A 12,197-nucleotide genomic window follows, 5' to 3' on the forward strand; every position below is an offset into this window, starting at 1 on the left:
AAATCGGGCCGCGAATCAGGCTTGGGGCTGGCCTTCAGGCAGCTCTTCAGACGATTCTTGGGACGCCCCTTGGGGCGGCGGGACGTTGGCGAGATACCAGTCGCGCAGGTGCGCCAGCGCGGGATGTGCCAGCGAGCGCTGGAGGTAGGTCCAGATCCGCGGCTGGTGGTGCAGATAATGCGGCTTACCGTCGCGGCGGTTGAGGCGGGCGAAGGTGCCGAGCAGGCGCGTGTTCCGTTGCGCCGACATGATCGCATAGAGCTCGGCGAAGCCAGCCGGATCGAAGCTCGCATCGTCCGCGCGGCGCGCCTTGATGTAGCGCGACAGCAGCGTCAGCTCGAGGTTTTCGGGCACGTCGATGCGGGCATCCTGGAGCAGCGAGACGACGTCGTAGGATTGTGGTCCGAGCACGGTGTCCTGGAAGTCGATCACACCGACGCGCGCGATGCCGGTGCGCATCCCGAGCCAGATCAGATTGGGCGAGTGGAAGTCGCGGATGATCCACGTCCTCGGCGAGGCCAGCGGCTTCTTCAGCAGCTCGCGCCACATCGCGAAAAACTCTGCGCGCTTCCCGTCGCTCAGCGGCGCATTGCGGTCGGGCAGATACCATTCCGGCATCAACCCGATTTCGATCAGAAGTGCTTCGGTGTCGAAGACGGGAATAGCGTAGGCCTGGCTCGCCAGCGGCAGTGTCTCCGGCAGCGTCGTGCGATGCAGCGCGGCCAGCACGTCGGTTGCGGCCTCGTAGCGCTCGGGAATCGGGCGCGGCGGATCGCCCTCGATCACGCCTTCGCTGCCGAAATCTTCGGTGATCAGGAAGCCGTGGTCGAGATCGGAATGATGGATCGCGGGCGCGGAGATGCCCTGCGCGCGCAGGCCCTCGTCGATGGCGACGAAGGGCTTGACGTTCTCGGCGAGATGCACCGCCGCGCTGTAGGATTTTCCGTTGTACATCGCAGCGCCGTCGGGCCGCTGCGGAAAGTTCATGAGGATGACGATCTCGTCGTCGCGCAGCAGTCGCGCGTAGGAGCGGGTCGAGGCATCGCCGGCCATGCGCCTGCGCGTTGCATCCATGTAGCCGGATGCCTCGAGGAATTCCCGCAGCGCCTTCAGCCGTGCGACTTGCGCGGCGGCCTTGCCGTAACCTGTGATGTCGGCGGCGCGCGCATTCGAGCCCAGCGCCGGCCGGTGCGTCAGCGCGATGTCGATGCGGTCTTGCGGCATCGCCGACGGGGCGCGCTCCGGCCATTCGATCAGGACGAGCGTGGCATCGGGAAGCGGCGACAGGCCGATCTCCTCGAGCTCGCTCTCGTCCTCGACACGGTAGAGATCGGCGTGCATCACCGGAAACGGCGGCAGCTCGTAACCCTGCACCAGCGTGAAGGTCGGGCTCGGGACTTCCAGCGCCTCGTCACCGGCGAGATAGCGGATCATGGCGCGCGCAGCCGCAGTCTTGCCGGCACCGAGATCGCCGGTGAGGGTGATGACGTCGCCGGGGCCGACCAGCAACGCGAGGTCGGCCATCAATTGTGCGGTGGCCGTCTCGTTGACAAGCGCGACGGAGAATGTGGTCGGTTCAGTCATTCGGCGGCGTCGCGATGCGCCGCCTGGTCGGTCGGGAAGTCGCAGATCACGACCGTGCCCCTGCCCACGATCGAATCCACCCGCACCTTGCCGCCATGCAGCTCGACGAAGGAGCGCACCAGCGACAGGCCGAGGCCGGCGCCGCGGTGACGCGACCCCTGCGAGCGGCTTTCGAACCAGTTGAACACCTTGTCCTTCATGTCGGCAGGTATTCCAGGCCCGGAATCTGTCACAGTGAAGACCACGCTGCGTTCGGTGCGGCGCGCGCTGATGCCGACGGTGGAATCCTGTGGAGAAAACCCGACGGCGTTGGCGAGGAGGTTATAGAGCACCTGCACCACGCGCTTCTCGTCGCCGACGAAGCTGCCGATATCGGGCGCGATCTCGACCTTGAGGCGGATGCGGTCGGTGGCGAGGCGGTCCTGGATGCCCTCGGCGGCGAGCTCGATGGCCTTGCTGACGTCGACGGGGCCGAGTTCCAGCTTCATGGCGCCGGCGTCGATCGTGGCGAGATCCAGGATGTTGTTGGTCAGCGCCAGCAGGGCGTTGGTCGATTTGGTGACGTAGTCGAGATATTCGGCCTGTTTCGGCGTCAGCGGCCCGGTCGAGGGATCGCTGAGGAAATGCGCGAAGCCGATGATGGTGGTGAGCGGCGAGCGCAGCTCGTAGGAGACGTGGTGGACGAAATCCACCTTCATCTGGTCGGCGGCCTCCAGCGCCTCGTTGCGCTCGCGCAGCGCACGTTCGACATTCTCGGTGTCGGTGATGTCCTGGAACGTCAGCATGGTCGCGCCGTCATGCAGCGGACGGATCATGCCGTCGAGCACGCTGCCGTCCTTGCGCTCCAGCTTCAGCGGCACGTCGGCGCGGCTCTCGATCGAGGTGACGGCCTCGCGGATCTGCCGCCAGACCACGGGGTCGTCGAACAGCTGATGGCACCAGCCTTCGACGGTCTGGATGTGCGGCTCGTCGCGCATGGCGTCGCTCGACAGCTTCCACATCCGGACGAAGGCCGGGTTGAACAGCTGCGCTCTGCCGTTGCTGCCGAACACCGCGACGCCCTCGGCGAGACTGTCCAGCGTCTCGCGCTGGACGCGGATCATGCCGTCGAAGCGGCGGGCGAGCTCGAGGCTTTCGGTGACGTCGTCGAACAGATAGGTGACGCCGCCTTCCGGATTCGGCGTGGTGACGACGGAGAGCGCGCGGCCGTCGGGCAGGTACCAGGTGTCCTTGGCGGTCTCGACCGCGCGATAGGCCTCGTGCAGCTTGGCCTTCCAGGCGCGGAAGTCCGGTTGCTCCGGCAGCTTGCGCGCTGCGCGGAGCTGGTCGAGCACGCTGGAATCGTCGGGATTGGCGTCGAGGAAGATGCGGTCGAAGTCCCACAGCCGGCGGTAGGAATCGTTGTAGAAGGCGAGCCGGCGGTGGCCGTCGAACACGGCAACGCCCGAGGAGAGCTGGTCCAGCGTGCGCCGATGCGCCTCCGCCATCCGCACCAGCGCCGAGCTCAGCCCATCCGCCTCGCTGGCATCGATGGCGACGCCGACCTTGCCGCTGCCGACCTTGACCGCGCGGACGTCGTAGATGCGCCGCTCGCCGCCGATCACGATCGGCAGTCGCGAGGTGAAACTGGCCGCGTCCTTCAGGCCCCGCTCCATCGCGGTCCGGTCGGCACTGTCGAGCAGCTCGAGCTTGCGCTGCTGGGCGTCGGTGACGCTGCTTGCCTCGGTCGCGCGCACATAGGCCGGATTGGCGTAGCTCAGCGCGCCATTCTCGGCCTTGGCCCAGATCGGCCAGGGGGCGGCGGCGGCGAAGCCGCGCAGCATCTCGGTCTCGTCGGCGAGCGCCTTGTAACGCAGATTGGTCTCGGCCAGATCGCGCCGGAGTCCGGAGAGTTCGCGAATCCTGACGATGGCCTGGCCGCCGATGGCGCGGCCGATGGCCTCCAGCGTGTGGCCGTGTGCGGTGGTCAGCGTCAGCTGGAACCCGTCGCCGCGGTCACGCAACGCATCGACCGCGTGATCCATTTGGAGCGCGGGCTCCGGCGGCAGCCATGTTCCGAACGCGAGGACGCGTTGGGGGGAGGAATCGCGCGGCAGCACCATGGAGATGTCGCCGGAAATCTGCGCGCGATTGTCGCCGGCCGGCCAGGAGATGAGGATCTGCGGCTCGGCGAACAGCAGCGCGCCGAAGCGATCGGACTGGAGTTGCAGTTCCCCGATCCGCGCGCGCAGCCGCGCCTCGTTGTTCGCCGTGCGCACGCGCGTGCGCATCAACAGGATCGCGGCCACGACCGAGAAGCCGAGCAGCGCGAGCGCGGTGGCCAGCACCGCGAGTTCCTGCCGGTTGAAGTCCAGCATTATGGAAAGTGTGTCGACGAGGTCGGCAGCCTCAGCCGGCGCAGCCGGCAGCAGCGCCGCGAGAGCGCCTCCCAACAAGCCGTTGCGCGCCAACGATGTGCACGACAGCAGCGTCCGACGCATCGACACGATCACGCCTGACATAGTTGCCCCAGATCGCACGAATTTGCGCGCGGCGACCCCCGTCGCGCGCGAATCAAACGACAATACCCCCACCGTGACTCCAGCGGTAAGAGTCCAGATCGTGAACAAGAACTCCACCGGGGAAAAAAGCAGCCCGAGGCACCGTAACCAGCTGATTCGACTGCAATGTGAGCTCGTATTTTGCCGGAGCCCTCGAGGTCAGGAACCGGCGGCGAGCTGCAGTTTCATGACGGTGATCACGTCGCGAAGCTGGCTCGCATCGCCCGTGGCGCGCTTCACCAGAAGCGCGCCCTGCAGGGCGCTGAAGATGAAGCGTGCGACCTTGGCTGGAGGTGCCGCCAGGACAAATTCGCCGCGACTCGCGCCGCGCTTGAGAATTCTGGTCAACCAGTCTTGATGGGTTTGGAAAAAACCGTCGACGCGGGAGCGGAGGGGCGGGGGCAACGCCAGGATTTCGCCGGCCAGAGCACCGCACAGGCAGATGCGGTCGGAGGTCTTGGCGAAGCCGACATAAGGCTCGACATAGAAGTCCAGCACCGCCAACGACGATTTCTCCGGATCCTCACCGATCGCCGCGAGGGCTTCATCGAAGCGCGCCACATAGCGATCGATGACGGCGGCTCCAAGGTCGGCCTTGGAAGGAAAATAGTAATGGATGCTCGCCTTGCGGATACCGAGGCCGTCGGCGATGTCCTGATAGCTGAAGGCGCTATAGCCGCGCGTCTGGATCATCGTCTCGGCGAGATCGAGAATCTGTTCTACGGTCTTTGACCTCGGCTTCGGCGCCGTCGTCGTCATGCAGTCTCCGTCATGGCATCGGGCGCAGATGATCTCGCTTCAACCAGTAGGTCGCGCCGTGGGTTGAGCCAAGGGCACGTCGGAACATAGGTGGGTTCCTGATCCAGGTCCCCTTGCCGTATTGGCCGTGGCCGTCCTGAAGTTCGCCCTCCAGCATGAATATCTCCTCACCTGCCCGGCAGTCCACTTCTTCCAGCATCGTGCCGGGCCGCAATCGCTGCAGCATCACCGTTTCCCGGCCCGGGATGGCACAGAGCGGCAGCGTGGCCACGCCGGCCCGTTCGCCCTCTTTCCACATGGCACTGGCCGTGTTGATGACCACCCGGTCCGTCTCTCCCGGATCCATTTGCCGGAGCTTGACGAGGATGGTGCAACCAGGCCCGGTCCGCGGTGTGTGACGGCTGAGCGGTGGATTTCGCACGTACGTTCCCACTGGATAGTCGCCGTGCTCGTCGGAAAACACACCGCTCAGCACCAGGAATTCTTCGCCTAGCGAATGCTCGTGCGCGGGAAACGAGCTTGCCGGCGCGTAGCGGACCAGCGAAGTGGCGCGGGCGATTTCGTCGCCGATGCGGTCGAGCATGCGGCGCTCGACGCCGGCCTGCGGCGAAGGAATCCAGGGCATGGTCTCGGTCGAGATGACGACGCGCTGGGTGAAGTCGGCATTGACGCGATCATTCGCCATCATACGGTCTCCTAAAACTTCTCGGTGAAGGGACGCAGGTCCATCTCCTGGGTCCATGCGGACGGCTCCTGCGTGGCGAGTTGCAGATAGGCCCGCGCGATGGCTTGCGAATCCATCCGGCCGGCCTGTGCGGGCCCGAAGCGCTGATCTGTTTTCGGCGTATCGATCAAGCCGTCGATCACGACATGCGTGACATGCACCCCCTTCGGGCCGAACTCACGCGCCAGCGCCTGAGCAGGTCCGCGGAGCGCAAATTTGGCGGACGCGAACGCAGTGAAGTTGGCGGCGCCGCGGCGGCCAGCCGTGGCCCCCGAGAAGATCACGGTGCCGCTTTTGCGCGCGGCCATGTGTGGAAGGATGGCTTGCGCCGCCAGCATCGCGCCAAAACAGGCGACGCGCCAAACCTCCTCGAAGGCCTGCGGCGAGATATCACCGAATGGCAGCATCATCAGGAGTTGCGCGTTGTGAACGAGCACGTCGATGTGTTCGGCAATGGGCGAAAGCGCGAGCTGAACCTCGGTTGTTCGGGTCAGATCGCAGGTGATGTGAGTATAGTTGCCACCCGCTTGTCCGACCGCCGCGCCGATCTGCTCGGACGCACGGCCGCTTCGTGAGAGGCCCAGCACATCGTAGCCTGCTTGTGCAAAGACGCCGGCGATATCGGCGCCGAGGCCTTCCGAAATTCCAGTGATCAACAATTTGGGCCGTCCGGTGCCGGACATCGGTCAGATCCAGCGCATGATGCTGGCGATGATCGCGATCTGCGCCAGCCAACCTGCGGTGAAAGTCAACGTGCGCGCAGCGGGAATGCCTGCCGCGTAGATGATGTAGTGCGCGAGCCGAGCGAGGAAATAGACCACGACGGCGGCCTTCGTCACTGCGGTCGAGATGCCGAGCACATGCGCGGTGAGCACGACCGGGGCGAAGATGGCGAGATTCTCGATCGCGTTGCTGTGCGCACGAATGGCGCGCTGCGCCCAGTCCGCAAGCTTCCCGCTATCGGGCGCGCCTCCGGCGAGCGCCCCGCCGAGCCCGGTCGAAACGATGCGGTTGAGGACGTAAGGCAGCCAGAACAAGGCCGTCATGAGTGCGGTCAGCGTTAGCCAATAGAGCTCGGTCGTCACGGGCTTCTCCTCTTTCAATTGCAATTGATATCTACCTGCCAGTAGGTAAATATTTTACCTGCTAGTAGATAGAGTCAAGGGGCGTGCGTTGAAGAAGTCGTGAGGGACAGACTCCTGATGAGAAAGGAAGGGTTTAGCGGCCGGTCGAGCCGAAGCCGCCGGCGCCGCGATCGGTCGCGGACAATGTCGCCACGGGAACCAGCGCGGCCTGCACCACCGGCGCGATCACCATCTGCGCGATGCGCTCGCCGCGCTTGACCACGAAGGGCGCCGCGCCGTGGTTGATCAGGATCACCTTGATCTCGCCGCGATAGTCCGCATCGATCGTGCCCGGTGAGTTCAGCACGGTGACGCCGTGCTTGGCGGCAAGGCCCGAGCGCGGCCGCACCTGCGCCTCGTGGCCCGGCGGCAGCGCGATCGCGAGACCCGTCGGCACCAGCGCATATTGGCCGGCGGCGAGCGTCACCGGCTCGCTGTCGGGAACCGCGGCCATCAGGTCGAGGCCGGCGGCTTCGGAGGTCTGGTAGGCCGGCAGCGGAAGGCCTTCGGCGTGGGCCAGTTGCTGCAGTTCAACCGTGACTTTCGTGCTCAAGATGCCGGCTCCCGGGATTTGTCGGTCACGCTCTTTGCGACATGCGCGACCAGCTCGATGGCGACCTGTTCCTTGGTCATCACCGGCCAGGAATCAACCGCGATCTCGCCGTCCTCCTCACCATTCTTGCGACTGATCAGATGCACAGTGTTGCGGTCGCCGCCCATCACGCCGGTCGCCGGCGAGACGTCGTTGGCGACGATCCAGTCGCAGCCCTTGCGGGCCAGCTTGGACTTGGCGTTGTCGATGAGGTGCTCGGTCTCGGCGGCAAAGCCGATCACCAGCGGCGGGCGCCGGTCGGTCAGCTTCGAGATCGTGGCGAGGATGTCGGGATTCTCGACCAGCTGAAGCGGCGGCATGCCGGCCGGGGTCTTCTTCAGCTTCTGCCCGCCCTCACTGGCGACCCGCCAGTCGGCGACCGCGGCCGCGAAGATCGCGATGTCGGCGGGAAGCGCCGCCTGCACCTGCTCCAGCATCTGCCGGGCCGACTCCACGCGCTTCACCGTCACGCCTGGGGGATCGCCGAGATCGACCGGGCCGCTGACCAGGATCACCTCGGCGCCCGCGGCTTGCGCGGCGGCGGCGATGGCAAAGCCCTGCTTGCCGGAGGAGCGGTTGGCGATGTAGCGCACCGGGTCGATCGGCTCGTGGGTGGGACCTGCGGTGATCAGCACCCGCTTGCCGGTGAGCGGGCGCGGCACCGGCGGCCGCAGCAGGCGCTCGGCGGCGGTGGCGATCTCGATTGCCTCGGACATGCGGCCGATCCCGGCTTCGCCCGCCTCGGCCATCTCGCCGGAATTCGGGCCGATCAGGACTACGCCGTCACGCTGAAGCTGCGTCACGTTGCGGCGGGTCGCCGCGTTGTTCCACATCAGCGGATTCATCGCCGGCGCCAGCAGGACTTTGCGGTTGGTCGCGAGCAGGATGGCGCTGGCGAGATCGTCGGCATGGCCATTGGCCATCTTCGCCAGGAGGTCGGCGGTCGCGGGTGCGACGACGATCAGGTCGCAGTCGCGCGCGAGGCGAATGTGCCCGGCGTCGAACTCGCTCTGGGGGTCGAACAGGTCGGTGTAGACCCGCTCATGCGACAGCGCGCTCACGGCCAGCGGCGTGACGAATTGCTGCGCCGCCTTGGTCAGGACGCAACGGACTTCGATCCGGCGTTCCTTGAGCCGGCGGATCAGGTCGAGCGACTTATAGGCCGCGATGCCGCCGCCGATGATCAGGGTGACGCTGGCCTCGGGGAGGGCGCCGGTCCGTTGCGGCGGGGGGGCGGTGGACTGGGCCGGCGGCAGCGCAAACGGCGTCAGCGGCTCCTCGCGGCCCTCGATCAGCTCCCCGAGGATGACCCGGACCTCTTCCTCGACCGACCTGCGGTTCCTGGCCGAGCGCAGGCGCAAATAGGTTTTGACGCCCTCGTCGAGCTTGCGGATGGTCAGGCTTGCCATGACGCCCCTCCAGCACGGAATGATAGCGATGCTATCGTTTCTGTGATTGCAGTGCAATCACAGATTCCGGACGGCGATCAGGATTCCGATGAAGGTGGCGGCAATGATCCAGAGCGCCACGGTGCGCCAGCGGTTCTTGCGGCCTTCGCTGCGGCCCATCGCGGCGATGCTCTCCGGCGACAGCTGGATGCCTTCCCGCGTCATGGTCTCGAGCTGCTCGAGCACCGCGACCGAGCGTTGCGCGATGTCGGGCAGGCGCATCAGTACGCGGGCGAGGTCGCTGCCGCCGGAGAGCGCGCCCTGCACCCGGCCGAGCGGGCCGAGATTGCGCTCGATCCATTCGCGCACCACGGGATCGGCGATCTTCCAGATGTCGAGTTTGGGATCGAAGGCTCGCGCCACGCCCTCAACCACCACCATGGTCTTCTGCAGCAGGATCAGCTCGGGCCGCGTCGTCATGTCGAACAGGCCGGTGACTTCGAGCAGCAGCGTCAGCAGCCGCGCCATCGAGATCTCCTCGGCGGTGCGGTTGTGGATCGGCTCGCCGATGGCGCGGATGGCCTGCGCGAAATTCTCGACCGAGTGATGCGCCGGCACATAGCCCGCCTCGAAATGCACCTCGGCGACGCGGCGATAATCGCGGGTGATGAAGCCGAGCAGGATCTCGGCGAGGAAGCGCCGCTCCTTCATCCCGAGCCGGCCCATGATGCCGAAATCGACCGCGACCAGGCGGCCGGCGTCATCGAGGAACAGATTGCCCGGATGCATGTCGGCGTGGAAAAAGCCATCGCGCAGCGCATGGCGCAGAAAACTCTGGATCACCTTGCGGCCGAGATCGGGCAGGTCGACCTGCGCCTCTGCCAGGCGCTTGTGATCGTTCAGCGCGATGCCGTCGATCCACTCCATCGTCAGCACGTTGTGCGTGGTGCGGTCCCAGTCGACGGTCGGCACACGGAAATCAGGATCGTCGAGCGTGTTCTCCGCCATCTCGGACAGCGCGGCAGCCTCGAGCCGCAGATCCATCTCCATCGCGACCGAGCGCGACATGGTGTTGATGACCTCGATGAGGCGCAGGCGCCGCGCCTCGGATGAATGGGCCTCGGCCTCGTGGGCGACGAAGAAGAAATCCGAGAGATCGCGGCGGAAGCGCGAGGCCACGTTTGGCCTGAGCACCTTGACCGCGACCGGCTTGCGGACGCCGTTGTGCTCGACCTCGCCGCGATGCACCTGCGCGATCGAGGCGGCCGCGACCGGCGGGCCGAACGTGACGAAGACATCCTTCAGCGGACGTTCCAGCGAGGTCGCGATGGCAGCCTCCGCTTCCGCTTGCGGAAACGGCGGCAGCCGATCCTGAAGGCTTTCGAGGTCGTGCGCCATGTTGACGCCGACCACGTCGGGGCGCGTTGCCAGAAACTGGCCGAGCTTGAGATAGGCCGGACCCATCCGCGTCAGAGCGCGTGCTATCCGCGGTCCGTGCTTGACGCCACGGCGTTCGATCAACCGCGCAAGCTTCAACGCAAGCTGTCCGGGCGGCGGCACCAGGGTCGGATCGACGGAACCGAACACGCCCTCGCGCGCAAACACGAACGCGGCGCGGATCAGGCGCGAAATGTGGGTAATGGAAGAAATCACAAACGCCAGCCCGAATGCAGTGCGACGATGCCGCCGGACAAGGTCTGCCAGCCGACGCGGGCGAAGCCGGCGTCGCGGATCATGTCGGCGAAGGCGTTGGGTTTTGGAAACTTGCGGATCGATTCGACGAGATACTGGTAGGACTCGGCGTCGCCCGTGACCATGCGGCCGAGCGGCGGGATCACCTTGAACGAGAACAGGTCATAGATCCGGTCGAGCCCGGGCATCTCGACCGTGGAGAATTCCAGGCACAGGAAGCGGCTGCCGGGCTTGAGCACGCGATAGGCCTCGCGCAGCGCCAGGTCGATCCGCGGCACATTGCGAATGCCGAAAGCGATCGTATATGCGTCAAAGCTGCGGTCGGCGAAGGCGAGCGCTTCGGCATTGCCCTCGACGAAATCGACCTGGGTCTCGAGATGCCGCTTCGCGGCACGCTCGCGGCCCACGGCCAGCATCTCGGCGTTGATGTCGCAGACCGTGGCATGGAAGCCGGGACCTGCCGCCTTGGCAGCGCGGAACGAGATGTCGCCGGTGCCGCCGGCAACATCGAGCAGCGCGAACGGCCGGTCACCCCGCGGCGGGTTGAGTGCGTTGATCATGATGTCCTTCCAGACCCGGTGCAGGCCACCGGACATCAGGTCGTTCATCAGGTCATAGCGCGACGCCACGCTGTGAAACACATCGTTCACCAGCGTCTGCTTGTCCCCCAGGGGAACGTCCCTGAAGCCAAAATGCGTGGTTTCGCCCGGCCGATCCATTACTCTACTCCACTGGGCGGACCATAGCGCGGCCGCCGCAATGGCGCTATCACACCGCCCTCATAAGGTGAATGCCTGACCATGCCTGAATTGCCCGAAGTCGAGACCGTCCGCCGCGGCCTTCAGCCCGTCATGGAGGGTGCGAAAATCCTCGTCGCGGAGGCCCGCAGGCCGGATCTGCGCTTTCCCTTCCAGCCCGATTTCGTGGCCCGGCTCCAGGGGCAGGTCGTCACGGGGCTTGGCCGCCGTGCAAAATATCTCATGGCCGATCTCGCCTCCGGCGACGTGCTGCTGATGCATCTAGGCATGTCGGGCTCGTTCCGCGTCATCAAGCCGGACAACGAGGCCGCGCCGGGCGAGTTTCACTACCCGCGCGGTAAGGACTCCACGCACGACCACGTGCTGTTTCGGATGTCCTCCGGCGCCGACATCGTGTTCAACGACCCGCGCCGCTTCGGTTACATGAAAGTGATCGCGCGCAAAGTGCTTGAGGACGAGCCGCTGCTGCGCGATCTCGGTCCCGAGCCGCTCGGCAACGAATTCGACGCCGCGATGCTGGCGCGGTCGTGCGAGGGCAAGACGACGAGCCTGAAGGCCGCGCTACTCGACCAGCGCGTGGTCGCCGGGCTCGGCAACATCTATGTCTGCGAAGCGCTGCATCGCTCGCATCTGTCGCCGCGTCGCATTGCTGCGACGCTCGCGACCAAGGGTCGCAAGAGTGTTGGCGGCAGCGAGCCGACCGATCATGCGAAGCGGCTGGTGAGTGCCATTCACACCGTGCTCAACGACGCGATCAAGGCCGGCGGCTCCAGCTTGCGCGACCATCGCCAGACCTCGGGCGAACTCGGCTATTTCCAGCATTCCTTCAAGGTCTATGACCGCGAGGGCGAGACCTGCAAGACGCCAGGGTGCGGCGGCACGATCAAGCGCTTCACCCAGAACGGCCGTTCCACCTTCTGGTGTGCGAAATGTCAGAAGTGAAGATCGGGCCTGCCGCCGATAGGCCGTGAGTCTCGGCGAGGGCGACGACCCCACCACGCCGTCATTGCTTCGCTGCGCTCGCAATGACGAGGAC

The 12,197-nt window shown here is 65.9% G+C and carries 11 protein-coding genes; 1 reads left to right on the top strand and 10 read right to left on the bottom strand.

The window, feature by feature from the left end; genetic code table 11:
- Positions 1-15: 15 nt before the first annotated feature.
- The 10 genes from BJ6T_RS03670 to ubiE all read right to left on the bottom strand — a co-directional run bounded on the left by BJ6T_RS03670 (position 16) and on the right by ubiE (position 11,122).
- Positions 16-1,584 carry a bifunctional tRNA (adenosine(37)-N6)-threonylcarbamoyltransferase complex ATPase subunit type 1 TsaE/phosphotransferase gene (locus BJ6T_RS03670; protein ID WP_014490932.1) on the bottom strand — a complete coding sequence of 523 codons (1,569 nt, stop codon included), beginning with the start codon at positions 1,582-1,584 and terminating at the stop codon, positions 16-18.
- Entirely contained in the window at positions 1,581-4,085 is a 2,505-nt protein-coding gene (locus BJ6T_RS03675; protein ID WP_014490933.1) for a sensor histidine kinase, read from the bottom strand. The genes BJ6T_RS03670 and BJ6T_RS03675 overlap by 4 nt, the downstream gene beginning before the upstream one ends.
- Before the next feature lie 198 nt (positions 4,086-4,283).
- Positions 4,284-4,883 carry a TetR/AcrR family transcriptional regulator gene (locus BJ6T_RS03680; protein WP_014490934.1) on the bottom strand — a complete coding sequence of 200 codons (600 nt, stop codon included), beginning with the start codon at positions 4,881-4,883 and terminating at the stop codon, positions 4,284-4,286.
- Positions 4,884-4,893: 10 nt separating this feature from the next.
- Positions 4,894-5,568, bottom strand: coding sequence for a cupin domain-containing protein (locus BJ6T_RS03685; protein WP_014490935.1), 675 nt, complete (start codon positions 5,566-5,568; stop codon positions 4,894-4,896).
- Positions 5,569-5,579: 11 nt separating this feature from the next.
- Positions 5,580-6,290 carry an SDR family NAD(P)-dependent oxidoreductase gene (locus BJ6T_RS03690; RefSeq protein WP_014490936.1) on the bottom strand — a complete coding sequence of 237 codons (711 nt, stop codon included), beginning with the start codon at positions 6,288-6,290 and terminating at the stop codon, positions 5,580-5,582.
- A gap of 3 nt (positions 6,291-6,293) precedes the next feature.
- A complete protein-coding gene (locus BJ6T_RS03695) occupies positions 6,294-6,692 on the bottom strand; it encodes an MAPEG family protein (RefSeq protein ID WP_028169719.1) in 399 nt (132 codons plus the stop codon).
- Between the two features lie 133 nt (positions 6,693-6,825).
- The gene (dut, locus tag BJ6T_RS03700; protein ID WP_014490938.1) at positions 6,826-7,284 is read right to left on the bottom strand and encodes a dUTP diphosphatase; all 459 of its coding nucleotides are present in this window, start codon (positions 7,282-7,284) and stop codon (positions 6,826-6,828) included.
- Positions 7,281-8,732: a bifunctional phosphopantothenoylcysteine decarboxylase/phosphopantothenate--cysteine ligase CoaBC gene (gene coaBC, locus BJ6T_RS03705; RefSeq protein ID WP_014490939.1), complete on the bottom strand. Its 1,452-nt coding sequence runs from the start codon at positions 8,730-8,732 to the stop codon at positions 7,281-7,283. Before coaBC ends, dut begins: the two co-directional genes overlap by 4 nt.
- A 57-nt stretch (positions 8,733-8,789) precedes the next feature.
- A complete protein-coding gene (gene ubiB / locus BJ6T_RS03710; protein ID WP_014490940.1) occupies positions 8,790-10,364 on the bottom strand; it encodes a 2-polyprenylphenol 6-hydroxylase in 1,575 nt (524 codons plus the stop codon).
- On the bottom strand, positions 10,361-11,122 hold the full coding sequence (gene ubiE, locus BJ6T_RS03715; RefSeq protein ID WP_014490941.1) for a bifunctional demethylmenaquinone methyltransferase/2-methoxy-6-polyprenyl-1,4-benzoquinol methylase UbiE: 762 nt from the start codon (positions 11,120-11,122) through the stop codon (positions 10,361-10,363). The genes ubiB and ubiE overlap by 4 nt, the downstream gene beginning before the upstream one ends.
- Positions 11,123-11,203: 81 nt before the next feature.
- Here ubiE and mutM point away from each other — a divergent pair, with 81 nt between their 5' ends.
- On the top strand, positions 11,204-12,103 hold the full coding sequence (gene mutM, locus BJ6T_RS03720; protein ID WP_014490942.1) for a bifunctional DNA-formamidopyrimidine glycosylase/DNA-(apurinic or apyrimidinic site) lyase: 900 nt from the start codon (positions 11,204-11,206) through the stop codon (positions 12,101-12,103).
- The last annotated feature ends 94 nt before the right edge of the window (positions 12,104-12,197 follow it).

The sequence above is a fragment of the Bradyrhizobium japonicum USDA 6 genome, from assembly GCF_000284375.1.
In the GTDB taxonomy this organism is placed as follows: Bacteria; Pseudomonadota; Alphaproteobacteria; order Rhizobiales; family Xanthobacteraceae; genus Bradyrhizobium; species Bradyrhizobium japonicum.

Coding starts and splice junctions, on each gene's coding strand:
- BJ6T_RS03670 (WP_014490932.1), bottom strand. CDS start 1,584: ATGACTGAACCGACCACATTCTCCGTCGCGCTTGTCAACGAGACGGCC.
- BJ6T_RS03675 (WP_014490933.1), bottom strand. CDS start 4,085: ATGTCAGGCGTGATCGTGTCGATGCGTCGGACGCTGCTGTCGTGCACA.
- BJ6T_RS03680 (WP_014490934.1), bottom strand. CDS start 4,883: ATGACGACGACGGCGCCGAAGCCGAGGTCAAAGACCGTAGAACAGATT.
- BJ6T_RS03685 (WP_014490935.1), bottom strand. CDS start 5,568: ATGGCGAATGATCGCGTCAATGCCGACTTCACCCAGCGCGTCGTCATC.
- BJ6T_RS03690 (WP_014490936.1), bottom strand. CDS start 6,290: ATGTCCGGCACCGGACGGCCCAAATTGTTGATCACTGGAATTTCGGAA.
- coaBC (WP_014490939.1), bottom strand. CDS start 8,732: ATGGCAAGCCTGACCATCCGCAAGCTCGACGAGGGCGTCAAAACCTAT.
- ubiE (WP_014490941.1), bottom strand. CDS start 11,122: ATGGATCGGCCGGGCGAAACCACGCATTTTGGCTTCAGGGACGTTCCC.
- mutM (WP_014490942.1), top strand. CDS start 11,204: ATGCCTGAATTGCCCGAAGTCGAGACCGTCCGCCGCGGCCTTCAGCCC.